This is a genomic window from Gluconobacter roseus (assembly GCF_046058915.1).
Taxonomy (GTDB): domain Bacteria; phylum Pseudomonadota; class Alphaproteobacteria; order Acetobacterales; family Acetobacteraceae; genus Gluconobacter; species Gluconobacter roseus_A.
Genome location: NZ_CP175538.1, coordinates 234,809 through 259,920, shown reverse-complemented (window position 1 = coordinate 259,920; position 25,112 = coordinate 234,809). Strand labels below are relative to the sequence as shown.

Annotated in this window: 18 protein-coding genes, 1 tRNA gene and 2 pseudogenes; 13 read left to right on the top strand and 8 right to left on the bottom strand. The window is 58.8% G+C overall.

The window, feature by feature from the left end; all coding sequences use genetic code 11:
• Positions 1-201: 201 nt before the first annotated feature.
• Positions 202-997, top strand: a protein-coding gene (locus ACJ2A4_RS01225; protein ID WP_408873290.1) for an IS5 family transposase whose coding sequence is annotated in 2 segments (ribosomal slippage) — positions 202-542 and positions 541-997 — 798 coding nt in all. Because the reading frame shifts where the segments join, the coding sequence is not laid out codon by codon here.
• 6 nt (positions 998-1,003) lie between these two features.
• On the opposite strand, the gene ACJ2A4_RS01220 is transcribed toward ACJ2A4_RS01225, so the two are convergent.
• Positions 1,004-1,783, bottom strand: a complete 780-nt coding sequence (locus ACJ2A4_RS01220) for a carbohydrate porin (RefSeq protein WP_408873289.1) — start codon at positions 1,781-1,783, stop codon at positions 1,004-1,006.
• 116 nt (positions 1,784-1,899) lie between these two features.
• Here ACJ2A4_RS01220 and ACJ2A4_RS01215 point away from each other — a divergent pair, with 116 nt between their 5' ends.
• A complete protein-coding gene (locus tag ACJ2A4_RS01215; RefSeq protein WP_408873288.1) occupies positions 1,900-2,979 on the top strand; it encodes an IS5 family transposase in 1,080 nt (359 codons plus the stop codon).
• Between the two features lie 461 nt (positions 2,980-3,440).
• Positions 3,441-4,163, top strand: a pseudogene (locus ACJ2A4_RS01210) (IS5 family transposase).
• Between the two features lie 517 nt (positions 4,164-4,680).
• On the opposite strand, the gene ACJ2A4_RS01205 reads toward ACJ2A4_RS01210, so the two are convergent.
• Positions 4,681-4,754, bottom strand: a tRNA-Cys gene (locus tag ACJ2A4_RS01205).
• Between the two features lie 156 nt (positions 4,755-4,910).
• On the opposite strand from ACJ2A4_RS01205, the gene ACJ2A4_RS01200 reads away from it, so the two are divergent.
• The 4 genes from ACJ2A4_RS01200 (at position 4,911) to ACJ2A4_RS01185 (ending at position 10,500) form a co-directional block, all read left to right on the top strand.
• Positions 4,911-6,368, top strand: a complete 1,458-nt coding sequence (locus ACJ2A4_RS01200) for a TolC family outer membrane protein (protein WP_408873287.1) — start codon at positions 4,911-4,913, stop codon at positions 6,366-6,368.
• Positions 6,369-6,535: 167 nt separating this feature from the next.
• Entirely contained in the window at positions 6,536-6,919 is a 384-nt protein-coding gene (locus ACJ2A4_RS01195) for a DUF2497 domain-containing protein (protein ID WP_408873286.1), read from the top strand.
• A gap of 55 nt (positions 6,920-6,974) precedes the next feature.
• Positions 6,975-9,641, top strand: a complete 2,667-nt coding sequence (locus ACJ2A4_RS01190; RefSeq protein ID WP_408873285.1) for a valine--tRNA ligase — start codon at positions 6,975-6,977, stop codon at positions 9,639-9,641.
• Positions 9,634-10,500: a hypothetical protein gene (locus ACJ2A4_RS01185; RefSeq protein WP_408873284.1), complete on the top strand. Its 867-nt coding sequence runs from the start codon at positions 9,634-9,636 to the stop codon at positions 10,498-10,500. The genes ACJ2A4_RS01190 and ACJ2A4_RS01185 overlap by 8 nt, the downstream gene beginning before the upstream one ends.
• Here the strand turns inward: ACJ2A4_RS01185 and ilvD are convergent.
• Entirely contained in the window at positions 10,478-12,334 is a 1,857-nt protein-coding gene (ilvD, locus tag ACJ2A4_RS01180; RefSeq protein ID WP_408874065.1) for a dihydroxy-acid dehydratase, read from the bottom strand. The genes ACJ2A4_RS01185 and ilvD overlap by 23 nt on opposite strands.
• 152 nt (positions 12,335-12,486) lie before the next feature.
• Between ilvD and ACJ2A4_RS01175 the strand changes: the two genes are divergently transcribed.
• The 3 genes from ACJ2A4_RS01175 (at position 12,487) to ACJ2A4_RS01165 (ending at position 16,504) form a co-directional block, all read left to right on the top strand.
• Positions 12,487-14,433 (top strand): CocE/NonD family hydrolase, encoded by a 1,947-nt coding sequence (locus ACJ2A4_RS01175; RefSeq protein WP_408873283.1) that lies wholly within the window; start codon positions 12,487-12,489, stop codon positions 14,431-14,433.
• Positions 14,434-14,506: 73 nt separating this feature from the next.
• Positions 14,507-15,061, top strand: a complete 555-nt coding sequence (gene msrA, locus ACJ2A4_RS01170; RefSeq protein ID WP_408873282.1) for a peptide-methionine (S)-S-oxide reductase MsrA — start codon at positions 14,507-14,509, stop codon at positions 15,059-15,061.
• A 60-nt stretch (positions 15,062-15,121) separates the two neighbouring features.
• A complete protein-coding gene (locus tag ACJ2A4_RS01165) occupies positions 15,122-16,504 on the top strand; it encodes a DUF2252 domain-containing protein (RefSeq protein ID WP_408873281.1) in 1,383 nt (460 codons plus the stop codon).
• 15 nt (positions 16,505-16,519) lie between these two features.
• Here ACJ2A4_RS01165 and ACJ2A4_RS01160 read toward each other — a convergent pair whose 3' ends face one another.
• The 5 genes and pseudogenes from ACJ2A4_RS01160 to ACJ2A4_RS01140 all read right to left on the bottom strand — a co-directional run bounded on the left by ACJ2A4_RS01160 (position 16,520) and on the right by ACJ2A4_RS01140 (position 22,063).
• On the bottom strand, positions 16,520-17,833 hold the full coding sequence (locus tag ACJ2A4_RS01160; protein ID WP_408873280.1) for an AAA-associated domain-containing protein: 1,314 nt from the start codon (positions 17,831-17,833) through the stop codon (positions 16,520-16,522).
• A gap of 25 nt (positions 17,834-17,858) precedes the next feature.
• Positions 17,859-19,502 (bottom strand): transporter, encoded by a 1,644-nt coding sequence (locus ACJ2A4_RS01155; RefSeq protein ID WP_408873279.1) that lies wholly within the window; start codon positions 19,500-19,502, stop codon positions 17,859-17,861.
• 90 nt (positions 19,503-19,592) lie between these two features.
• On the bottom strand, positions 19,593-20,048 hold the full coding sequence (dut, locus tag ACJ2A4_RS01150) for a dUTP diphosphatase (RefSeq protein ID WP_408873278.1): 456 nt from the start codon (positions 20,046-20,048) through the stop codon (positions 19,593-19,595).
• Positions 20,049-20,077: 29 nt separating this feature from the next.
• Positions 20,078-21,270: pseudogene (coaBC, locus tag ACJ2A4_RS01145) on the bottom strand (bifunctional phosphopantothenoylcysteine decarboxylase/phosphopantothenate--cysteine ligase CoaBC).
• A 4-nt stretch (positions 21,271-21,274) separates the two neighbouring features.
• Positions 21,275-22,063 (bottom strand): class I SAM-dependent methyltransferase, encoded by a 789-nt coding sequence (locus ACJ2A4_RS01140; protein ID WP_011253996.1) that lies wholly within the window; start codon positions 22,061-22,063, stop codon positions 21,275-21,277.
• Between the two features lie 30 nt (positions 22,064-22,093).
• Here ACJ2A4_RS01140 and mutM point away from each other — a divergent pair, with 30 nt between their 5' ends.
• From mutM to dnaA, 3 genes are all read left to right on the top strand, one after another.
• The gene (gene mutM, locus ACJ2A4_RS01135) at positions 22,094-22,927 is read left to right on the top strand and encodes a bifunctional DNA-formamidopyrimidine glycosylase/DNA-(apurinic or apyrimidinic site) lyase (RefSeq protein ID WP_408873277.1); all 834 of its coding nucleotides are present in this window, start codon (positions 22,094-22,096) and stop codon (positions 22,925-22,927) included.
• 126 nt (positions 22,928-23,053) lie between these two features.
• Positions 23,054-23,323 (top strand): 30S ribosomal protein S20, encoded by a 270-nt coding sequence (gene rpsT / locus ACJ2A4_RS01130; RefSeq protein WP_062510301.1) that lies wholly within the window; start codon positions 23,054-23,056, stop codon positions 23,321-23,323.
• Between the two features lie 322 nt (positions 23,324-23,645).
• Positions 23,646-25,085 (top strand): chromosomal replication initiator protein DnaA, encoded by a 1,440-nt coding sequence (gene dnaA / locus ACJ2A4_RS01125; RefSeq protein WP_408873276.1) that lies wholly within the window; start codon positions 23,646-23,648, stop codon positions 25,083-25,085.
• The last annotated feature ends 27 nt before the right edge of the window (positions 25,086-25,112 follow it).

The window sequence follows — 25,112 nt, the reverse complement described above, 5'->3', positions numbered from 1 at the left end:
GGATATCGCATTAAAATAGTGTCTCATCCAGAAAGAGCAGTCAGAATTGATTTTCTTTTACATATTCACCATCACAGCCTTACTGCAACTACCGATTAATACTTCCCTCTCGCAACACAGTGACACCATAAAGCATATATATGTTCGATACGCATGAGTTTAGGGCCTGTTAGATCTTGAATTTCTTCCCATATTGTAGGGATGGAAGAAGGAGACAGAACAGGCACCTTTACGGACGAGACATGGGCGATCTGGGAACCTCTGATTGAGGAGGTTCGCCCGAGGGGCAAGACGCCGCCACATGATCTGCGGCGGACGATAGCAGCGATTTTCTGGCGTCATGAGAATGGCGCGAAATGGCGGAGCATCCCCGCTGAACTGGGTCCGTGGTGGCGGGCTGCGCAGCTTTTCATCCGCTGGGCGAAGCTCGGCGTATGGGAACGCCTGCTCGAACTGGTTCAGGAACAACAGGGAGTGGCGTTCGGAATGACTTTTCTGGATGGTACGAACATCAGGGCTCACCACAAGGCGGCGGGAGCCCAAAAAAGGGGCCTCTTTCGAAGAGCGGGACCATCGTGAAGCACTTGGCCGCTCTCGCGGCGGCTATGGCACGAAAGTCTGCGTGATCGCTGATGGACATGGAAAAGCCTTCGGTTTTGCGCTGGCCCCCGGACAGGCTCATGAACTGCCCCTGGCACCAGCCATGCTCGACAACCTTCCCGCCATTCCCCTGTGGGTAGTGGCGGACAAGGGCTATGCGTCAAATGCCTTTCGTGAACGGATATGGGACATGGGAGCCCGGCCCGCCATTCCTGCGAAACGACGCGATGGCCCGGTCGCCTGCCCAAAATGGGCCTATCGGTGTCGACATCTTGTCGAGAACCTCTGGGCTCGCCTCAAGGAGTGGCGCGCTGTCGCAACCAGATATGAAAAAACAGCAACGTCGTTCCTCGCGGTCATCCACATCGCTGCCGCAGCAGACTGGATCAAGCCCTAACAGGCCCTAGACGTTATTGACCTGGGATGAATCCCAGTATCCGCCGACTTTTACATTGGTCTGGAGTGGCCCGCTGTAATCGTCCTTCCCGCCCTGATGCCAGACCAGTTGGAACGGGAGAAATGTGCCCGTTGCACCATGCAGGTTCATTTTCCAGCCGTTATGCGTATTGCCGATCGTGGGGTCTACGGAATACGCCCCGAACTGGATCGAATAATGGTCATTTCCGGCCGGATAGAATTTGACCCATGCCCCCGGGTGCGCTGTCGGGTAGTAACTGTATCCGGAGTTGAACGCGATCGACTGTGGCATGCCGCAGATCGCATTACTTTCGAATTGGCAATAATTATTCATCCCCCAGTACATGGACCATGATTCAAAATCGGTTTCGGCGTTCATCTCGCCCACATCCGTAGTCACATACCGGTTCCAGGGCATTTCCCAGGACAGGAGTGACAGGCGTACGGTCGGAGAACCATAAATCTCCTGCGGACTATCGAGAGCTGGCAGCTTTGCGCCCAGACCAAGACCCGCTCGTGATGTTACGGTGAGATGGAACAGACCGATCGAAAATCCCGTCAGCTTCTTGAGATCGAAATCCACATTGACGCCGACTTCATGTGCGTAGCGGACATTTTTCGATGCCCCCCCCATCGGATTTCCCGCACTATCCTGAAAATAATGTCCGCTGATATTGACGCCCTTTTTCGTCAGCCATGTCCTCCACCCGGCCCAGTCACCCGTCATGGTGCTCTGGGTCAGCCAGTCATGAAAACTGTCCGGCAACAGGCTGCTCTCCGTCGTATCAGAAGTTCGGGCAACGTGGAGGGTTCGAAAAACCCTTGGCTCTGAGCTGTTCTGTGTGATTCCATTTCTTCGGCGTTGATTGGGGATGGTGGAAGATGAAGCAGCCTGGTTTCTTTGATGTTGAAGAGCAGCTTGCTCGGCTGAGCGGGCTTGGCGATCAGCTGGAGGCCTTTTCCCGGACTGTGGATTTTGAGGTGTTCCGTCCTGATCTGGAGCTGGCTCTGGCCTATTCAGACGGAAGTAAAGGCGGACGTCCGCCGTTTGATCCGGTGCTGATGTTCAAAATTCTGGTCATCCAGACGTTGAACAATTTGTCTGATGAACGGACAGAGTATCTGATCAACGACCGCCTCTCCTTTATGCGTTTCCTTGGTCTGGGGCTGTCGGATCGTGTGCCGGATGCCAAAACGGTCTGGCTGTTTCGTGAACGCCTGACCCAGGCGGGTGCCATTGAAAGGCTGTTTGACCGATTTGACGCGACCCTGCGGAACGCCGGGTATTTACCGATGTCCGGCCAGATCCTGGATGCCACACTGGTGGCTGCTCCAAAGCAGCGCAATACGAAGGCTGAGAAAGCGGATCTCCGGGCAGGACGTATTCCCGAAGACTGGCAGGACAAGCCCGCAAAGATGTCGCATAAGGATCGTCATGCACGATGGACACTGAAGTTCACGAAGGCGAAGCGGCAGGACGATGGAACCATACCGTCGAGCGATCTCGCCATCCCGTTCTTTGGCTACAAATCCCACGTCTCCATCGACCGGAAGTTTCGGTTCATCCGAAAATGGAAGACGACGGATGCCGCCGCCAGTGATGGTGCGCGATTGAGAGAGGGGCTGTTAGATAAAACCAATACGGCCTCAAGCGTTTGGGCTGATACAGCTTATCGCTCGAAAGCGAATGAGGACTTCATGGACAAAGAGGGTTTTGTCTCAAAGGTTCACAGAAAAAAGCCGCATCTCAAGCCTATGCCCCGACATATCCAGAAATCGAATGCTGGAAAGTCCGTGATCCGATCGCGCGTCGAGCACGTCTTTGCCGACCAGAAATCACAGACGGGATTGTTCATCCGAACTGTCGGTATCACCCGGGCCACCATGAGGATCGGGCTGGCCAATATCGTCTACAACATGCGCCGCTTCCTCTTCCTCGAAAGATTGAACGCGAGCGCATAGTCATCCAGCGGGAGAGCAGTCCCCGATCTGCTCAAAACGCAGATCAAAAGCTCCCCCAAAAACCGTCAATCAAATCGCCAAAAGCCTGAAATCACGAGCCAGGCGCATCAACCAACGGTTCTTCGATCCCTCCAGGTAACGGGCACTCACAAGGATGAGATTCTATGCTTGAGTATCGGCGATCATAGAGGATTGGAGCCTACCACCACGCTCTCATCCTTCTTTTAATCTTAGAACCAGATCGTCGATCCCCGAACCACATATCTATAATGCCGCTTTTGCCGTCACAGTTCTCAAAGATCAGGATTTCGCCTTTGCCGACTGAGCCTTCGAGATCAGCATCAAAATCTGTTGCCTATACTGGCACCTCACCACAGAACAGGATTTGATCTACCCTCAGGATTTATTGATATGAGTGTCCGGATGTGACTTAGGCTCCTTGAGGAGACTGGAGATGGCAGATGGAGCGTCTGCGGCCCTTTTTCCCGAAGAGCCATGGCAAACCTCGCGTTGATGACCGTCGTGTGTTGAGTGGGATCATTTTCGTGAACAGAAATGGTCCGCATTGGCATGATGCATTCCGGGAATACGGTCCACACAAGACCCTCTCGGCAAGGCAGAGCCTCAGACGATCATGATTGATGCGGCCTATCTCAAAGCACTTCGCACAGCTTCTAGCCTGCGGTTAAAAAAGGGCTCCAGGTCATCTGATCGGGCGCACCAAAGGCGGGATGAATACGAAGCTGCATGCCGTCACCGACCGGATCGGACGTCCGCTCGACTTCTTCATGATAGCAGGACAGATCAGTGATGACACCGGTGTGGCTGCCCTTCTGGACGGTCTCCCACCAGATGAATGGATGCTGGCAGACCGAGGCTATGATGCTGACTGGTTCAGGGATGCCCTAGAGGAGAAAGGGATCAAACCCTGCATTCCGGGACGGAAACCCATAAAATATGACAAGCGGAAATGCAAAAGACACAACCGTATCGAGATCATGTTCGACAGGCTCAAGGACTGGAGACGGGTCGCAACACGCTATGACAGATGTCCCACCGTATTCTTCTCGGCAATCTGCCTCGCTGCAACCATCATCTTCTGGCTATCAGTCCTGAGCCTAGATGGATCCTGTACGGAAGACGCAACGCTTAAAAAAGCCCTAGAAGGACAGAACAGGGATTGAGGTGAAGCGCTTGGTTTTCCAAATGCATTGATCTTTGGGATAGTGGATCCAGAACGGCTCTTAGATTTCTGTTTCAGACGTGGCAGCAGCGTGTGGATGTCGTGAAGGTTGGTACCCTCTGGTACCAAGGATAGCGTGATCGCCATCAGGTAGCATAGTTGGATACTCGTCTGATGGTTCCAATTCTTAAAGAAAGGTTTGGCGCTCGCTGCGTTGTCAGACGTAAGGACCCACCTTCTATAGGTCACATCTAGGAGAGAGCACTCTTCAATTCATGTAGCAATTTGGAAAGGCTACACGCTAGCTGCAGGATTGCGTCTAGTCCCTTCATGGGCATAAATTTTGTGCATGGAAACGACCAAAAAGCTCATGAAAGCAGTGTATGCGGCACTTTAATCGGAGTAGGAGCGATATATGCGCTCAGTCGATCAAAAACAGTCGGAAAAACGCTGACATTGCGGTACTTGAGACTGCAAAGCAGAATAGCAAAAGCTATTTTCTGTAGGCTGAAAATCTCTGGAGGTCCGGGCGGGAATCGAACCCACATACGCGGATTTGCAGTCCGCTACATCACCATTCTGCCACCGGACCTCGATGGAGACAGGGGCTATATCACCTCTGAAGCCCGACGGGTCAAGACCGATAATTGATCTGCAGAAGGATTTTTATTCTGTCTTGCGACAGGCTATTAAGGACTGATTCACATAATGCTGTGATATGATGCATACTTAAAGAGCAGGAAATCTAATGACTTCAGGATGCAACGGTGCGGTAAAACTGACGGTCCCATTTGGGCTGGGTCTTCTATCGTTTTTCCTGAGCGGAACTGCTCTTGCCCAGAAATATGACGGCAGCGGCTCACCAAATTTCATTCCGCACACGCTGCAGGAAGCGCTTCAGACCGCATACCTGACCAACCCAACTCTTCGCGAAGGCCGGGCTCATTTGCGGGCAACTGATGAGCAGCTTCCTACTGCTCTTGCCGGCTGGCGGCCGACCGTCCAGACCACCATGAATCTGACCTATTATGATGGCAGCACCAATTATGCTTCCAAAGGGGGGTATCTTGGCAGTTCTCGCCGCTATCAGACACCTGGTTATAATGGTGGCGTTACCATCACGCAGCCGCTCTACCAAGGCGGAAAGACCGTAGCGAGTGTTCATGCTGCAACCAATCAGATCATGGCTGAGCGTGCCAATCTGATCCAGACAGAACAGGATGTTTTCACTAACGTCGTCAACGCTTATGTCGGAATTATCGAAGACGAGCAGTTGCTACAGATTGCAATCAATAATGAACATGTTTTGCAGCAACAGGTTGAAGCGACCCAAGAACGGTTCCATGTCGGCGAAATTACCCGTACCGATGTAGCGCAGGCACAGGCTGCTCTTGCCAGTGCCACAGCCGAGCGTCAGCAGGCCGAAGGAACACTTCAGAGCGCCCAAGCAACCTATCTCCAGGCTGTCGGGATTGCAGCAGCACCTAATCTTGAGGCTCCTCAACCTCTCAACCTTCCTGTACACAGCGAACAGGAAGCTGTGGCAATTGCGGTTCAGAACAACCCAAAAGTCGTCAATGCGCTTTTCCTTGAAGCACAGCGCAAGGACAACATTTCAGTCCAGATTTCCCAGATCATGCCCAAAGTTTCTGCAAGTCTGAATTATCAGCGTGCGGTCAATCAGGCTTACGGCAACTCACTGCAGGATAATAAATATGGTGAGATCGAATTTTCTGTTCCGCTGTATCAAGGGGGAACGGAATATGCGTCGATCCGGGGTGCCCGACAGGATGCCCAGGCCGCGCATCGTGAAGTCGATGTCCAGCGCAGAACGGCCATGCAGAAGGCGGCATCTAACTGGCAGCAGATGGTTTCGTTTAGGCAGTCCATTTCCAGTGACCGGATGGCTATCTCTGCCAATGTGATTGCGCTGGATGGTGTCGAGCGGCAGGCTCTCGTAGGCACAAGTACGACACTTGCAGTTCTTCAGCAGCAGCAGACCCTGCTGCAGTCACAGCGGATGCTTGTTCAGCATCTCTCGAACTTGGTTACATCTTCCTATGCTGTTGCTGCAGCTATTGGGCGTCTCACGGCAGTCGATCTCAAACTCGGTGTGCCGCTTTATGACGAAAAAGCTTATTATAATGCGGTTAAGAACAAGCTCTGGGGCATGAGCGACTATGCAATCAACCAGCCCGGCCGATAAATCTTTTCAGTAAAACGGAATATCGAAACGCCATGACTTCCTCTGATTTGGTTCAGCCTGATCACCAAGACGATACAGCAGTGACAGATGTCCTGAGTTCAATCAGGCGCGTTCTTCACGATGACCCTGCCGCATCCCAGCATCAAGCAACCGAGGAAACACCAAACATGTCATCCCAGGAAGACGAACTGACACTGGATAGCTCCATGATGGTCACACCTCCTGTACCGTCCAAAGATGCTGAAACGACGGCGCCGGTATCGTCTGCCACCTCCACTCCAGCCGAAACCGAGGAGAGTAAAGATGACCTCATGAATGCGCAGACGGTGGCAGCCGCGGAACGCTCGCTGGACGAACTGCACACAGCGTTCAGTGGAACGACACCTCTCGCGTCTGATACGGTCATCAGCCGCAGCAGCGGCCTGACCATTGAAGATATGGTCCGTAGCGAAGTCCGGAGCATGGTGCGCACATGGCTGGATGCCCATCTTCCGTCGCTGGTTGAAATTCTTGTCCGTGCGGAAATTGCCCGTCTGCGTCCGCGAGAGTAAGAAGGGCGGTGGAAGCACGTCCTTCCACCTGCTGTACTGACTGTCCTGGATAACCATGCTCGAAAAAAGCTTCGTCCCCGCCGATCACGAAAATGCCCTCTACGACGCGTGGGAGAAAAGCGGCGCTTTCCGGGCTCACCCCGATCAGCCGGGTGAGCCTTTTTCGATCATGTTCCCGCCGCCGAACGTCACTGGCACGCTGCATCTCGGCCATTCCCTGAATTTTGTCCTTCAGGACATGCTGATTCGCTGGAAACGTCAGGAAGGATACAATGTCCTCTGGCAGCCCGGAACGGATCACGCGGGCATCGCCACGCAGATGGTCGTCGAGCGTGCTCTCGACAAAGAAGGCACCAGCAGAACCGCTCTGGGGCGCGAAGGGTTTCTCGAGCGCGTCTGGGACTGGAAGCAGGAATACGGCGGCACGATCGTCAAGCAGCTCCGCAAGCTCGGCGCCTCGGCAGACTGGGAGCGTGAGCGGTTTACGATGGACGACGGATTGTCCCGTGCTGTCCGGAAGGTTTTCGTTACCCTTTACAAAGAAGGTCTGATTTATCGCGACCGGCGGCTGGTGAACTGGGACCCGAAGTTCCGTTCGGCCATTTCGGACCTGGAAGTGGAAAACCACGAGACCAAGGGGTCCATGTGGTACATCCGCTATCCGCTGGAAGACGGCCGGACCATCACGGTGGCCACAACACGTCCGGAAACCATGCTGGGTGATGTTGCGGTGGCTGTTCATCCCGAGGATGAACGATATGCTGACATGATCGGCAAGACCGTGATCCTGCCGCTCACGGGACGTCGCATTCCCGTTGTTGCCGATCTGCATTCCGATCCGGAAAAGGGCACAGGCGCCGTCAAGATTACTCCAGCACATGACTTCAATGACTTTGAAGTCGGCAAACGTCATGACATGCCGGCTCCGACTGTTCTTGATGAAACAGCCTGCCTGTGGATCGAGGAAATCCGTCCTGAACTGCGCGATGTTGAAGGACTGGCTTCGGTTGCGTTCGTCGAATCCCTGAATGGGCTGAGCCGCGAAGAAGGCCGCAAGCAGGTTGTTGCCGAGCTTGAGCGTCTGGAATGGCTGGAGAAGATCGAGCCGCACAAGCTTCAGGTGCCACATGCGGAGCGTGGCGGTGCAATCGTTGAGCCGCGTCTGACGCTGCAGTGGTATTGCGACGCCAAAACCCTATCGGGCCCCGCCGTAGAGGCGGTCGAAAGCGGAAAGATCGCTTTTGAGCCGCGGCAGTGGGAAAACACGTTCCATGCCTGGATGCGCGATATCCAGCCCTGGTGCATCAGCCGGCAGCTCTGGTGGGGACACCGGATCCCGGCCTGGTATGGGGCGGACGGCAAGGTCTATGTCGCGGAAAATGAACAGGATGCTCAGGCTCAGGCAGGCGAGGGTGTAAGCCTCATGCAGGATGAGGATGTTCTGGACACATGGTTCAGTTCGGCCCTGTGGCCCTTCACGACGCTTGGCTGGCCTGACAAAACGGAAGAGTTGGCCCGTTATTATCCGACCAGCGTGCTGGTTACGGGTTTTGACATCATTTTCTTCTGGGTTGCCCGGATGATGATGATGGGTCTGCACTTCATGGATGATGTTCCGTTCCGGACTGTCCTGATCCATGGGCTGGTCCGGGACGAGAAGGGGCAGAAAATGTCCAAGTCCAAGGGCAACGGTCTTGATCCGCTGGATCTTGTAGCCGAGTTTGGGGCGGATGCGACACGTCTGGCGATTTGTGCGGGCACGGGGCCGGGACGGGATATCAAGCTTGGGCGCAAGCGTGTTGAAGAACATCGGGCTTTCGTCACGAAGCTGTGGAATGCCGCGCGTTTCCTTGAAATGAACGGCGCCAAGCCGACGAAAGGTTTCGACCCCGCGAGCGTCAAGAGCGCGCTTGGGCGGTGGATCCTGACGGAAGCGAATGATGCCATCACTGAAGCGGGGCGGGCCCTCTCGGTCTATCGTTTCGATGAATATGCCAATTGCTGCTACCGGTTCGTCTGGAGCCGTTTCTGTGACTGGTTCGTGGAATTCTCGAAGCCCGTCTTTGCGGCGGAAAACGAGGAAACTGCCGAGTTGCGGGCTGTCAGCGCGCACGTGCTGGGGCTGATCCTGCGGCTGATGCAGCCGGTCATTCCGTTCGTGACGGCGACGCTGTGGCAGGAGCTTGGCTATCCGGGCAAATTCGAGGAGATCCGCTGGCCGGAAATCATGACGGTTCCTGCCGCGGATGAAGCCCGTTCGGAGCTGGACTGGGTAATCCGTCTGATTGGCGAAGTCCGGACTGTGCGGTCGGAAATGAACATTCCGCCGTCACAGAAGGCGCCGCTTCTGCTGCGTGACGCCGCACCGGAAAATCTGGAACGTGCAAAGACCTGGGCTGAGGCCATTGGTCGCATGGCGCGTGTTTCCGAAGTTGGTGTGGTCGGCGAGGATACGCCGCGCAATGCCGCCCAGATTGTTCTGGATGAAGCGACCATTTTCATCCCGCTGGAAGGTCTGATCGACCTTGATGCGGAACGGGCGCGTCTTGCCAAGGAAACCTCCCGGATTGAAGGGGAGATCCTCAAGGTGACGCGCAAGCTGGACAATGCGGATTTCGTTGCCCGGGCCAAGCCGGAAGTCGTGGAAGAAAATCGTGAACGTCTCGTGGCTTTCCAGAGCGATCTGGCCCGTCTCAAGGCAGCCCTGGGGCGTCTTGCCTGATTTGAAGGTTTCTGCCTGCCTCGGCGCCGCCGTTCTTGCTCTCATGGCAGGAACGGCTGAAGCCGGGATTTTGCCCGAAGGCCGCAGCCTTGAAAATGTGACCGTTGCCGGTGAGCATTTCGATGTTGCGGTTTTCAGGCCCGCATCCTGTCAGATCCGGGCCATCCTGATCGTGCTTGCCGGAAAAAACCGTGACAGCGCGACCTATCGCGATGACGCGATTCCGCTTGCCAGACATGAATGCAGTCTGGTGTTTGCTCCCGATTTTCCCATGTCGCGTTTTCCGGTCCAGCAGTATCAGCGTGGGGGGTATCCTGTCTCACGGGCAGCGTCCTATATGAAGCCGCTGGAGCAATGGACGCGCAGCGTTTCGGACGAGCAGCGGGTTCCGATCATTCTGGTGGGTCATTCTGCCGGGGCGCAGTATCTGGAGCGTGTCGCAGCCTATGCTCCGGGGGAGGAGAGCATGACCGTGATCATGAATCCTTCCACCTATGTCGAGCCCGAGACGGACACAGCCGTCCCTTATGGCTTTCGCAACTGGCCGGAGCCGGCCAGTCTTCCAGATCTCAGACGTTATCTTGCAAGAAATATCGCGGTTATTCTGGGCGCGGATGATACCGAAACGACATCAGCCACATATCATAGTCCTGCAGCCGCAGAGCAGGGCCGCAACCGTCTTGAACGGGGGCAGTGGGCGTATGCGCAGGCGCGGGAACAGGCTGAAAAGCTGAATGTTCCCTTTGGCTGGACGATTACGCTCGTCCCGGCGACCGGCCATGAGGCTTCAAAAATGCTGGCGTCCGCCGAATTGCAGGACGCCATTGAGACTGCAATCAGATCCGCGTCTTCACGATGATCTGCGACAGATCGCGGACGGCGCCATGGGCCGCGCTCGTGGTCATCGCGGCATAGGCCTGAAGGGCTTTTGAGACCACGCGTTCACGGTTCGGCTTCCAGGCGCTGGCGCCACGCGCATTCATGCGCTCGCGGCGGTCGGCAATGTCGGAGTCCGAAACGGCGAGGTGCAGGGTACGTTTCGGGATGTCGATCTCGATGCGATCGCCGTCCTCGACCAGACCGATCAGACCGCCTTCGGCCGCCTCGGGGGACATGTGACCGATGGACAGGCCCGAGCTTCCGCCTGAGAAGCGGCCATCCGTGATCAGGGCGCAGACTTTGCCGAGGCCTTTCGACTTCAGATAGCTCGTCGGGTACAGCATTTCCTGCATGCCGGGGCCGCCCTTGGGGCCTTCGTAGCGGATGACGACGACGTCACCGGCGACGATGCGATTGCCAAGAATGGCTGCCACGGCATCGTCCTGGCTCTCGAAGACCCGCGCCGTTCCCGTGAAGGTCAGGATGCTGGCTTCGACGCCGGCCGTTTTGACGATGGCGCCGTCCTCGGCGAGGTTGCCATACAACACAGCCAGACCACCATCCTGCGAGAAGGCATGCGCCTTGTCACGCAGAACACCGGCTTCGCGGTCCTGATCCAGTTCGTGATAACGGCTGGACTGGGAGAAGGCATGAACGGTCCGGACATTGCCGGGAGCAGCCTTGAACAGATGGGCAGCTTCTTCGTCGCCGTTGAGGATGTCCCACTTTTTCAGGGCATCGCCCAGTGTCGGCGCGTGAACGGTTGAAACGCTCGTATCGAGCAGGCCGGCGCGATCCAGTTCGCCCAGAATAGCGGGGATGCCGCCTGCGCGATGGACGTCTTCCATGTGCACGTCGTTCTTGGCCGGTGCGACCTTGCACAAATTCGGCACACGGCGCGACAAGCGGTCGATGTCGTGCATGTGGAAATCGACTTCACCTTCGCGGGCTGCGGCCAGAAGATGCAGGACCGTATTGGTCGAGCCGCCCATGGCGATATCGAGCGTCATGGCGTTCTCGAAGGCCGCACGCGTGGCGATGTTGCGGGGCAGGACAGACGCATCGTCCTGTTCGTACCAGCGGCGTGCCAGGTCCACGATCCGGCGCCCGGCGCTCAGGAACAGTTCGCGGCGGTCGCTGTGGGTAGCGAGCAGGGAGCCATTGCCTGGCAGGGACAGGCCCAGAGCTTCGGTCAGGCAGTTCATGGAATTGGCGGTGAACATGCCCGAGCAGGAGCCGCAGGTGGGGCAGGCGGAGCGCTCGATCTGTTCTAACTCGCTGTCGGACACGTCCGGGTTGGCAGCGGCGACCATGGAATCAATCAGGTCCAGCTTGCGCGTCACGCCCGGACCGTTGACCTTGCCAGCCTCCATCGGGCCACCGGAGACGAACACAACCGGGACGTTCAGGCGCATGGAGGCCATCAGCATGCCCGGCGTGATCTTGTCGCAGTTGCTGATGCAGACGATCGCATCGGCGCAATGCGCGTTGACCATGTATTCCACGGAATCCGCGATCAGCTCGCGCGAGGGCAGGGAGTACAGCATTCCGCCATGGCCCATCGCGATGCCGTCATCCACTGCGATCGTGTTGAATTCCTTGGCAATTCCGCCGACTTCCTCGATCGCGGACGCCACCAGACTGCCCATATCCTTCAGATGGACATGGCCAGGCACGAACTGCGTGAAGGAATTGGCAATAGCGATAATGGGCTTGCCGAAATCACCGTCTTTCATGCCCGTCGCCCGCCAGAGCGCACGTGCGCCAGCCATGTTGCGGCCATGTGTGGTGGTGCGGGAGCGATAGGCGGGCATGGAAGATACTTTCATGACAGGAGAAGGCCCTGATCCATAGCGAATCAGACGCGCAGAAGCCAGTGCGGGAAAGATGTGAAAAGCCGCACCGGCTCCCCTTGCCCCGAAGACTCCGTTCGGTCCAAACTCGCAACAAAGATCAGGAGCCTTTTGTGAGACGTCATTTTCTGAGCCTCGGTACCGCTCTGGCCGTGACCTGCCTGTGTGCAGCCCAGGCCGCCGAACCCGCAGCCTCCAGCCCTGCGGTCACACCTGACATGATCCAGACGGGCAGCGACATTCCCGCCCATGTCAACATGCCGGTCGACCAGCGCGACTATATCAAGCGCGATGTGATGATCCCGATGCGTGACGGGATCAAGCTGCATACCGTCATCGTGATCCCCAAAGGTGCCAAGAACGCCCCGATCCTGCTGACCCGCACGCCGTATCATGCGAGCGAGCGCGCCAACCGGGTGCCCAATGCCTCGACCATGCGCGCCATCCTCCCGCAGGGTGACGGCGTGTTCGTGGATGAAGGCTATATCCGCGTCTTTCAGGACGTTCGCGGCAAGTATGGTTCACAGGGCGACTATGTCATGACGCGGCCGCCGATCGGGCCGCTGAACCCGACCAAGACGGACGACACGACCGATGCGTGGGACACGATCGACTGGCTGGTGAAGAACCTGCCCGAGAGCAACGGCAAGGTGGGCATGACGGGATCGTCCTATGAGGGCTGGACCGTCGTCATGGCGCTGCTTGATCCGCATCCTGCCCTGAAGGTCGCCTCTCCGGAGAGCCCGATGGTCGATGGCTGGATGGGCGATGACTGGTTCCATTATGGCGCGTTCCGCCAGCCGGGTCTGGATTACTTCACCGCCCAGATGACGGAAGCTGGCTCAGGCGCGTCCATTCCCCGCCCGGATGCGGACGATTACACGACGTTCCTTGCCGATGTCTCAACCGGCAATTTCGCGACGAAGGCCGGTCTGGACCAGTTCCCCTGGTGGCGTCGCATGAAGGCCCATCCGGCCTATGATGCCTTCTGGCAGGATCAGGCGCTCGACCAGTTGATCGTGAAAAAGCCGCTCAAGGTTCCGACCATGTGGGAGCAGGGGCTGTGGGATCAGGAGGACATGTGGGGCGCGATCCATTCCTGGATGAATCTGAAGGCGCATCACACGCAGGTTCCGAACATCCTCGTCATGGGTCCGTGGCGTCATAGCGGTGTGAACTATGATGGCTCCACGCTTGGCCCGCTGCATTTCAACGGTGACACCGCCCTGTGGTACCGCGCCAATGTCATGCGTCCGTTCTTCGATCATTATCTGAAGAACGCGCCTGATCCGCATTTCGATGAAGCCATCATCTATAATACGGGTGAGAACCACTGGGATCACTTCCGCAACTGGCTGAGCGACTGCACCACGACCTGCATGCAGAAGGGCGAGCGCCTGTATCTGCAGCCGGATCACGGTCTGGCTTTCAAGCGCACACTGCCTGGCACGGACAGCTATGTCTCCGATCCGGCCCATCCGGTGCCTTTCGTCCAGCGTCCGTACATGATGGGTGAGGATCCGCGCTGGAAGGCCTGGCTCGTGACCGACCAGCGGTTCGCCGAGAGCCGCCCGGATGTGCTGACCTATGAAACGCCCGTGCTTGACGCTCCGGTTACGGTCTCCGGTGTTCCGACGGCGGATCTGTTCGCCGCGACCACGGGGACGGATGCGGACTGGGTCGTCAAGATCATTGACGTCCAGCCTGGTCTGACGCCGGATAATCCGCAGATGGGTGGTTATGAGCTGCCGATGTCGATGGATATTTTCCGCGGCCGTTACCGGCAGAGCTTCACGCATCCGTCCGCCATTCCGGCAGGGCAGGTGCAGGAATACCGCTTCACGCTTCCGGCCATGAACCATGTGTTCCAGAAGGGCCACCGGATCATGATCCAGATCCAGTCGAGCTGGTTCCCGCTCTATGACCGCAACCCGCAGACCTTCGTGCCGAACATCTTCGACGCCAAGGCTTCGGACTATCACGTCGCCACACAGACCATTCATCGTGGTGGCGACCATGCCAGCGCCATCTGGCTGCCGACGGTGACGCCGGCGCCGTAATTCCGGCCGGCAACTCGTCAAACTGGATCAGCCTTCCCATATGGGGAGGCTGTCCTTTTAACGGAGCATCATCATGACGACCCAGTCCCCCAATCTGTCGTCCATTCTCCTTGGCGGCGGCTGCTTCTGGTGCGTGGAAGCCGTCTTTACCGGTCTGCGTGGCATCATCTCGGCGGAACCGGGTTATGCCGGTGGCTCCGTTGAGAACCCGAGTTACGAACAGGTCTGCACCGGCCGGACGGGCCATGCCGAAGTCGTGAAAGTCGTGTTTGATCCGGCTGAAATCGGGCTGGAAGACGTGCTTCGCGTGTTTTTCACGACGCATGATCCGACGCAGCTTAACCGTCAGGGCAATGATGTTGGCACGCAGTACCGGTCGGTCATTTTCGCGGATGCCGCGCAGCAGGAAACGGCCCGCAAGGTCCGTGACGAAATTGCAGCGGAAGGGATCTGGTCTGACCCGATCGTGACCTCGATCGAAGGACTAGCCCATTTCTGGCCAGCCGAAGAAAAGCATCACGACTACTTCGCCCGCAATCCGCAGACGGCCTATTGTGCCGCGGTTGTTGCCCCGAAAGTTGCCAAGGCACGGAAGCTGTATCGGGATCGTCTGAAAAATCCGGGCTAAAGCACGCACAGGATCGGGAAAACTTTGTTGCGTCAGCGTTCTCCGCTATCGTGACAAATTATGACCCAAGCCAGAACATTTCCCCCGCTCCGTACCCGTCAGGATCGCTATGAGGCGGGTGTGGCCCTGCGCAAGACCGTCAAGCGTAGCAGCCATGCCCTCTGGCTGCCTCCCGCCAACCGGCGCGACCCGGTTGAAATCCTGCTTGAACAGGGAAAGAGCCGGATTGCGGATCTTCTGCCTATCCGGCACCAGCGCATGAAAGCGTCCCCGTTCGCGTTTCTGCGGGGTGCGGCGGCCGTGATGGCTTCGGACCTGTCCTTCACGCCGCAGACCGGGCTTAAGGTTCAGTCCTGCGGGGACTGCCATCTGGCCAATTTCGGCTGCTATCCGTCGCCTGAAGGCATTCCCGTTTTCGATATCAACGATTTCGACGAAACCGCACCGGCTACTTTTGAATGGGATCTCAAGCGTCTGGCTACAAGCCTCGTGCTGGCCGGTCGTGAAGCATCCATGTCGGACAAGGCGTGTCAGGGGCTCGTGAGCTCTGCTGTTGGCAGTTATGTTGGCGAAATTGCACGTCTTGCGGCACTTCCGCCGCTGCGGGCCTGGAATGAGCGGGTGGATGTGCGGGACGTCATCAGCCGGATCGAGGATGACGACATCCGGACAGGCATGACGGAAAAGCTCCAGTCCCAGCTTCGGGCGATTTCCAGTCATTTCGGGATGATTGATCCGAAATCCGCCCGGCGCCTGAAAGAACGGCCGCCTTTCGTGACACGTCTGCCGCAGCAGAATGATCTCGTCCGCGCGGCTTTCGCCCGTTATGTCAGCCAGCTTCCGCCGGAACGCAGGATCGTGCTTGACCGCTATGCCCTTCAGGACGTTCTGTTCAAAGTGGTGGGTATCGGCAGCGTGGGGACGTTCTGTGCCCTTGGGCTTTTTACTACGGCTGACAACGAACCGCTGATCCTGCAGATCAAGGAAGCCCAGTCCTCAGTGCTGGAACCCTATCAGGGCGCGGTGGACATGCCTAATCATGGTGAGCGGGTTGTAACGGGGCAGCGCATCATGCAGGCAGCCTCGGACCCGTTCCTGGGCTGGACGCACACTACGGGGAAACGGACGACTGCGCAGACGGGGCGCAAGGCCGGAGGCGGCCGGGACTTCTATGTGCGTCAGACCAAGGACGTCCGCCTTGCCGCCATTGGTGAGAAAATCCAGGACAATCTTCTGCCGGACTACGCTGCCCTGTGTGGGCGGACGCTTGGGCGCGCACATGGACGGTCTGCGGATCTGGCGATGCTGGCCGGGTATCTCGGGAAAGGCCATTCCTTTGCCCGAGCCATTACCGAGTTTGCCGTGCTCTACGCCAAGCAGAGCGAGGCGGACTGGAAGGCATTCACGCAGGCCATCGCGGACAAGCGCGTCTCCTGCGCCTGAGGCCGGTGAACTGGCTTATTCCTCGTTTTCCAGATGGAAGCGGTCGGATTCCTCATCATAGTCGAACAGCTCGGCATAGCGTGCCCAGCTGATGGCGGTGGTGAGGGTCTGACGCGCATAGTCCGGGGACATGTTTTCTTCCATGGCCTTGCGGAACCGCGCGGCATCGACGACATGGCTGGACCGCTCATCCAGCGTGCTGCGGATGGAGCGTAGCAGGGGAAGGTGATGCAGCAGGGCCGTGCGCATCAGGTCCTTGCGGGTATCGGAATCGCCTTCGACGAAAGCCTTGCCATCGGGTGTGAGCAGGATGTCGCCATCTTCCAGTTCAGCGAGATCAAGCAACTGGAGCGATTCACCCAAGGGCAGCAGATCGTCCAGCGTCATCTGCAGCCGCTGCGCCAGTTCGGGCAGGTCCGCACGGCCGGAAAGCGGTTCGCTTCCCAGAACTTCCATCAATCCGACCAGAACCTCGACCGCAAGATCAGGCAGAACGATGGAGAAAGGTGGGAGCGTCGTGCCTGAAGCCAAAGAGGGCTGCACCGGATCCGCTTCGGATACGATCGGCGCGCGGCGCGTCATGAGGGTGTAGATCTGGTCCACGAACCGACGGAAATCTTCATCTTCACGGTTACGCGGATGGGGAAAAGGGACGGCGATTTCATGTGTCACGCGGCCGGGGCTGGACGAGAAAATGAGGATGCGGTCGCACATCAGGACCGCTTCCTCGATCCCGTGCGTTGCAAGCAGCATGGCCTTGAGGGGCAGGCGCTTTTCATCCCACAGTTCGATCAGATCGGTCCGCAGGTTTTCGGCACTCAGGACATCCAGCGCCGAGAAGGGCTCATCCAGCAGAAGCAGGGACGGCTGAAGCGCCAAAGCGCGGGCGAAGGAGACACGCTGGCTGAGGGCTTCGGACAGTTCCTTGGGGTAGGCGTTCTCGTAGCCCTCAAGCCCCATGACTTCGATGGCGGCGTCGGTCATCGCCTCGCGCTCGGCACGGGGCAGGCGGCGCATTTCCAGGCCCAGCGCCACATTCTGCCGCAGGGTCAGCCAGGGAAAGAGCGCTCCGGACTGAAAGACCGTCGCCACGCCGTCAAGCGGCCCGGTCACGGGAGCGCCCTGCCAGAAGACCTGTCCTGACATTGGCGGCGTTAGTCCGGCCATGATCCGCAGCAGGGATGATTTTCCCGAGCCGGAGCGCCCGAGAAGGCCCAGAATTTCTCCCGTCCGCACATCGAAACTGACATGGTCGAGCACGACCAGATCCGTGCTGCTCTCCTTGAGATAGGTCTGGCGACATTCGCGAAGGGACAGGAGGGATTTCATGGGTCTGTGGATTTCAGCCTGGGGTTCAGATCGTGTATTTCTGGGCCGCATTCACGGCAAGAGGTTGCAGGACCAGCCGGTCCAGCATCATGGAGAGAAGCGTCAGCAGCATCAGGGCAAGGATCTGGGCGCTCACGGCACCACTCAGCACTTCGGAGAGCAGGCGCGCGCCCAGCCCGCTATCAGCAGGCACGAAGGCCTCCGCCACCATCACGGCATTCCAGACCGGCACGACAGCCGTCAGAAGTCCGCCGCCCAGTTCAGGCGCGATGGCCGGCAGCAGAAGCCGGCGCCACAGCAGGACGCCGCGCAGCCGGAGCCCTGTAGCGACCTGTCTCAGACCCGAAGGAATGGCTTTTGCCGCGTCCAGAACGACGATCCCGATCAGCCAGTGCGCGCCGAGGAACAGCAGCACGACAGCGGAGTTGAGCCCGAGTTCCCGACAGAGCGGGTAAAGCAGGACGGCCGGAAACAGCCCGCAGGCCGCAACAGCCGCGCGGCACAGGTTTCGCAGGGACGACCTGCTCTCGCTGATCAGAAGGCCCAGGGGAACCCAGACCAGCACGCACAGAACCAGCGTTCCGCAGACATGCAGGAGCGTCAGCATAGCTTCGGCAAGATCCGAAGGAAGAAGCCGGAGAAGGCCGGCATGATAGATCGCATAGACGAGCAGCAGCAGCGAAACGACAGGCAGGAGTGCTTCGGGAAGCTGCCGGATTGCCTTGGTGCGTTCGGGAAGAATGATCCGGGGGCGCCCGATCCGCCAGTTACCGATCCATGTGAGCGCGCGCCCTATGATGCCGCTGATCCAGAGCATGGGTTTCGTCCGGCGCCAGATCATCAGCAGCCATGACTGCGGACGTGAGCGCTCTTCAAAAGGGCCTTCCGGACGATAGCGTTGCGCCCACCCTACCATCGGACGCATGACGGCCTGATCGAGCAGGAGGATCAGCAGAAGGATGACTACGGAGACTTCGATGATCCGGACGGGATGATGCTCCAGCGTCGCCCGCAGGACTTCCGCGCCGCATCCGCCTGTCGTCTGGTGGCTCATCAGCATCATCACGCCTTCCGCAGACAGCAGTCGGACCCAGAAGGCCGGCATGGCCTGCATGGCCCTGAACGTCGTCAGGGGTACGGCGATTGGCATCTGCAGGCGCCAGAAGCGCTGCCAGCCCGTCATGCGCAGGCCCGTTGCCACCTCATCCAGCGCGGCAGGAAGTGTGTCCTCAGCATCCAGAACAGCGGTTACGATCCGCCAGATCATGCTTGAGGCCGCAACCAGCATGATTGTCAGGTCAGGGGGGAAGATGGCGGCCAGTATCCCAATCAGCCCAAGACCCGGAATGGCACGGGCCACAGAAAGAGCAGGGACCAGAAAGGCCCGGAAGCGTGGCCACTGACAGGCCGCACCCGACAGGAGCAGGGACGTTCCCACAACGATCACCAGCGATAGGGCAATGTGCAGAAGCGTCAGACCGGCCACCTCCCACAGGGGCGGCGTCAGGCCCGGCGGAACGGCGGCAAGGACGGACATGGCCGGGCCGCGATGTGCGACGAGAAGTGCAAGAGCCGTCGCGCAGAACAGGATCGAAAGCTCGATGCCGCTCATTCGCTGTCGCCAGCGATGCATGATCCGCATGGGCATGGCCATCGGGCTGCCCGTCATGATGCGCGCGATCCTTCCTCGTGATGGGAGTCAGAGGTTAGAAAGAGAAATCTGGAAGGCTCAAGTCTTTTCTGCATGTCACCGATCGGATCAGTGGCCGGTGCTGCCAAAGCCGCCCTCGCCACGCGCCGTCTCATCCAGCGTCTCGACTTCCGTCCAGCGCAGGCGGGAGACGGGGGCCAGCACGCCCTGCGCGATCCGGGTGCCACGCTCGACGGTGAAGGGTTCGGTACCCGCATTCATGACGATGATGCGGAGTTCGCCGCGATAGTCCTCGTCAATGGTGCCGGGAGAATTGGGCAGGGTGACGCCATGCTTGAGGGCCAGACCCGAGCGGGGACGGACCTGAAGCTCATAGGCAGGGGGCAGGGCGATGCACAGTCCGGTCGGCACCAGAACGCGCTCACCCGGAGCGATCGTCATGGGAGCGTCCACAGCAGCCAGAAAATCAAATCCTGCAGCACCGGCAGTGGCATAGGCGGGAAGGGGAAGGCCTTCGGAATGAGGCAGGCGCGTGATGCGCACATCAATCAGGTCTGTCGTCATGGCCTCTGTCTTATCCCGGATTGTGATGCCTATGAAGACGGATGGGCAAAGAAGGCCGCAATCCTCTGCGCGAGCTGTTCTGCGACGTCGGTCTTGTCCATTTCCGGCCAGCTCTGAATGCCATTGTCGTCGATCAGGCTGACGGTATTGCGCATGGCGCCGAACACGCCCTGGCGTACATCGTTGGCCACCAGCCAGTCGCACCCCTTGCGCAGACGCTTGGCCTGGGCGTTGTCCAGAACATCATCCGTCTCGGCCGCAAATCCCACGACAAGACGCGCGCGTTGGGCGGCACGGCAGAGCGTTGCCAGAATATCCGGGTTTTCCACCAGTTCGAAGTTCTGGGCGGTCCGTCACCCGTCTTCTTGATCTTGCCCGGCGCCAGTTCCTTTGCACGCCAGTCACTGACGGCGGCGGTACAGACCGCAGCATCGACCGGCAGGGCAGCTTCACAGGCTGCAAGCATCTCGCGGGCGGTCTGAACGGAGATGCGGTGAACGCCCTCAGGCACAGGGATCGAAACTGGCCCGCTGACCAGTGTGACGTCCGCGCCCCGTGCCGCCAGAGCCGCCGCAATGGCATAGCCCTGTCGGCCGGAAGAATGGTTGGACAGGAACCGTACGGGATCGAGCGGCTCGACGGTTGGACCAGCCGTTACGAGAATACGACGCCCGGCCAAAGAGCGGTCCGGCGTCAGGATATGCAGGATGGCATCGCGGATCGCGGATGGCTCGCTCAGCCGGCCCGCGCCGATTTCTCCACAGGCCATGCTTCCCACATCCGGCCCGACGATGGAAACGCCGCGTGCTTCGAGAGCTTTCAGATTGGCCTGCGTGGCTGGGTGTGCCCACATCCGGACATTCATGGCCGGGGCCAGAAGGATGGGAGATGTGGTCACGAGCAGAAGTGTGGTCGCCAGATCATCGGCAAGACCGTGGGCCATGCGCGCCATGATGTTGGCAGTGGCAGGACAGACAACCACAAGATCCGCGCTGCGGGCGAGGGCGATATGGCCGATCTCGCTTTCCTGCGTGGGCTCGAACAGCGCATCGTGAACCCGCTCTCCTGCCAGCGTCTCGAGGCTGAGCGGGGTGACGAAGGCTTTGGCGGCCTCGGTCATGACGGGCGTGACGGCAATGCCCTCAGCCCGCAGCAGCCGCACCAGCTCAAGCGCCCGGAACGCAGCAATGCCGCCCGAGACGATCAGCAGGACGCGGCGCATGGTCTTACAGACGCCAGCCGGAATGGATGGCGGCGATGCCACCAGAGAGATTGCGGTACTGGACCTGCTCCAGTCCGGCATCGCGCATCATCTGCGCCAGCGTTTCCTGATCGGGGAACATGCGGATGCTCTCGGCGAGATACTGGTAGCTCTCGGAATCCTTGGCGATGATCTGGCCCATCTTGGGCAGAACCTGGAAGGACCACATGTCATAGATCGGCGCGAGGGCTGCGACTTCGACCTGCGAGAACTCAAGGCAGAAGAAGCGGCCGCCCGGCTTGAGGACACGACGCGCCTCACGCAACACGGCGTCCTTGTCCGTGCAGTTGCGCAGGCCGAAGGCGATCGTCACGCGATCGACGGAGCAGTCGGGCAGAGGGATGGCTTCTGCATCCACGACGCAGACTTCGATCTTGCCAATCAGTCCGGCCTTGATGGCACGATCGCGCCCCACGGACAGCATGGCGGCATTGATGTCGGACAGGATGGCGGGGCCACCGCCGGCACGGAGCCAGCCGAAGGTGATGTCGCCAGTACCGCCCGCCAGATCCAGCAGCTTCATGTTCGGGCGCGGATTGAGCATGCCCACGAAAATGCGCTTCCAGACGCGGTGGATACCCAGCGACATCACGTCATTCATGATGTCGTATTTCCCGGCGACGCTCTCGAACACCTCCCGGACCATCGTCTTCTTCTGGCCGCGCGGAACACTCCGGTAGCCGAAATCGGTGGTGTCCTCGGCGTGTGCGGAGGACTGGAAGGGCGAGGCGTTGTGTTCTGCGCTATCGGTCATGGGGCAATCGATATATCGTTGAGGCCAGCCATGCCAGAGCTTCCAGAAGTCGAAACCGTCATGCGTGGATTTCGTGATGCCTTTGAAGGGCACCGAATCAGCCATGTTTCCGTCAATCGTCCCGACCTTCGATGGCCGTTTCCCGCTGATCTGCGGGAAAAGCTGGAAGGTCATCACGTTCTCTCGTTCCGCAGGCGCGCGAAGTATATTCTCATGCGTCTTGAAGGCGGGTGGAGCATGCTGCTGCACCTGGGTATGTCGGGCCAACTCACGATTGGCCGGGCAGGGACAAACGCAACTCCGCCAGCACACGAGCATCTGGTCCTTGAAACGGACAGCGGCGCGCGGGCAGGGCTGGTTGATCCCCGACGCTTTGGCATGGTCGATCTGGTTCGCACATCTGAAGAGGACAGTCACCGGCTCCTGGCCCATCTGGGGATGGAGCCTCTTTCGGAGGCCATGATTGGGCCAGCACTGGCGAACCTGTTCCGGGGCAGGCGCTCGCCGATCAAATCCGCGCTGCTGGATCAGAAGCTGATTGCAGGTCTTGGCAATATCTATGTGTGCGAAGCGCTGTTCCGCTGCGGCATTCATCCCGAGCGGCAGGCCTATACTCTGACGCAAGAAGAGACTGCCGCCCTTGCAGAAGCCATTCCGCAGATCCTGAAGCAGGCCATTGCCTCCGGAGGATCATCCCTGCGCGACTATGTGCAGGCTGACGGCACGAAAGGCGGGTTTCAGGACCTGCACCTCGTCTATGGACGCGAAGGGGCTCCATGCCCAAACTGTGGAGCAGAACATCCGATCCAGCGCATCACACAGGCAGGGCGCTCAACGTTCTTCTGTCCGACCTGCCAGAAATAGGCAGCGCGACAGGAAGATGCCCCCATCCTGTGTAAAATGTGCAAAACGCTTGACGTGACCCGTCCGGACAGAGTAGACGGCGCCAACCATTTACGCGACCAAAACGCAAACTGAACCGAAAGATCCATGGCAAACACAGCTTCTGCCCGCAAGCGTATCCGTCAGAACGAACGTCGCCGTGAGCGCAACGTTGCTCGCATGTCCCGCATGCGTACGTTCATCAAGAAGGTTGAACTCGCCATCCAGGCCGGTGACAAGTCCGCTGCTTCCGAGGCTTTCAAGGTTGCACAGCCGGAAATGCAGCGCGCAGCAGGCAAGGGCGTGATTGCCAAGAACACGGTCAGCCGCAAGCTGTCCCGTCTGTCCGCCCGCGTGAAGGCTCTGGCAACCGCCTGAGCTTCACCTTCGGGTCGGAACTGAAGAACGCGCTCCCCTCCAGGAGCGCGTTCTTTTTTGACTGCATCCCCGAGATCTTTTTCCGGGCTTCTGTTGCCGGGTTGCTCATTGGGAACACTCCCGCGACATCCCGCTGAACCCTTCGTGTTCCAGCTTGCTTCGGGCAGAACGGACGCCTATTCTGGGCGTTCGACAAAAAAGTATCGGATGCTCTGGCCTCTCCGGAAATTCGCCGGCTTTTCTGCTGCAGTTTTTCTGTCGAGAGCACAATTGCCCTGCGTGCAGGGAACCATAACTGATGCCCGCGGATGCGGGAATGGACATGAAAGGGGGTACAATGGTGGAAAACGCTCAGTATCTGGACGCCAGCGCCTCCGCCCCCGGTTCGACGACATCGCTGGAGACCGCCTGGGTCCGCGTTCGTGAGAAACTGAAGATTGAGGTCGGCGAGGTCGAATACCGGACGTGGCTCCGGCAGATCGTTCTGGGGCCGCTCGACGAAGATGAACTGACCCTTTACCTGCCCACGCGCTTTCTCCGCGACTGGGTCCGCAGCCAGTATGAGGAGCGCCTTCAGACGCTCTGGCGTACCGAGCGCGAAGACATCAAGGGCGTTGAACTTCAGGTCAAGCGTGGTCTTCCGGAAGTGCCGGTGGATGATCTGGACGAGGCCGGCGAGGGCACGGGCGAAATCAGCGAAAGCCTGCCTCAGGCAGTCGCGCCTGAAAGCCGCAGCGATCTGGCCGTACCGCTTGATCCGCGCTTTACGTTTGATACCTTCATCGTCGGCAAGCCGAACGAATTTGCCTATGCCTGCGCCCGTCGCGTGGCGGAAAAGCCGTCGAGCCCCGGCTTCAATCCGCTGTTCCTGTATGGCGGCGTTGGTCTCGGCAAGACCCATCTGATGCACGCGATCGGAACGGAACTGACCCGAACAGGCAAGGTCTCCGTGGCCTATATGTCCGCGGAAAAGTTCATGTACCGCTTCATCGCGGCGATCCGTTCGCAGTCCACGATGGAATTCAAGGAACAGCTCCGCTCCGTTGACGTGCTGATGATCGACGATCTGCAGTTCCTGATCGGCAAGGACAATACGCAGGAAGAGTTCTTCCATACGTTCAATGCCCTCGTCGATGCCGGACGTCAGATCATCGTCAGCGCGGATAAGAGCCCGTCCGATCTGTCGGGCCTTGAAGACCGTCTGCGGACCCGTCTGGGCTGCGGCATGGTCGCTGACATCCATGCCACGACCTTCGAGCTGCGCATTTCCATTCTGGAAGCCAAGGCCAAGGCCTCGGGCACGCATGTTCCGTCCAAGGTTCTGGAATATCTGGCCCACAAGATCACGACCAATGTTCGTGAGCTTGAAGGCGCGCTGAACCGCCTGATTGCCCATGCTGATCTGGTTGGACGTCCGGTTACGCTCGATACGACGCAGGATGTTCTCAAGGACATGCTGAAGGCCCATGACCGGCGCGTGACCATTGAGGAAATCCAGCGCAAAGTTTCCGAGCACTGGAATATCCGCCTGACGGACATGTCCTCGGCCCGCCGCGCCCGTGCCGTGGCACGTCCGCGTCAGGTTGCCATGTATCTGGCCAAGCAGCTCACAAGCCGCTCGCTTCCGGAAATCGGACGCAAGTTTGGCAACCGCGATCACACGACCGTCATGCACGCCGTCAACCGCGTGACCGAGCTGATGGACCAGGACACATCCTTTGCCGAGGACGTGGAACTGCTGCGCCGGATGCTGGAAGGCTGACCCCGCGAGACCTCCGATCCCTCTCTT